Origin of the sequence: Chryseobacterium sp. BGARF1, assembly GCF_001677955.1 — a bacterium.
Classification (GTDB): domain Bacteria; phylum Bacteroidota; class Bacteroidia; order Flavobacteriales; family Weeksellaceae; genus Chryseobacterium.
Window position 1 is genome coordinate 1 of sequence record NZ_LELA01000259.1, and the last position, 229, is coordinate 229.

Consider the following 229-nt stretch of genomic DNA (forward strand, 5'->3'; position numbering starts at 1 on the left):
ACTGTCTTTACAGCTTCAATTGTTCCAAATATCCCATGTTGTTTTAAGATTTCCCCAAGGGTTTCTATTTCAACATATACTATATCTCCTAATTCACATTGGGCAAAATCGGTAATTCCAATATAAGCCATGTCTTTTTCTAATCTAACCCACTCATGATCTTCAGTATACAAGAGGTTTTCAGGGATCTTCATTATTGCAGTTCTTTTATTAAGTTTATATGCTTATT

General features: G+C 32.3%; 1 pseudogene. It reads right to left on the reverse strand.

What is annotated here, in order from left to right:
* Positions 1–194, reverse strand: a pseudogene (locus AB671_RS21935) (glycine cleavage system protein H); the annotation flags it as partial.
* Between the last annotated feature and the right edge of the window lie 35 nt (positions 195–229).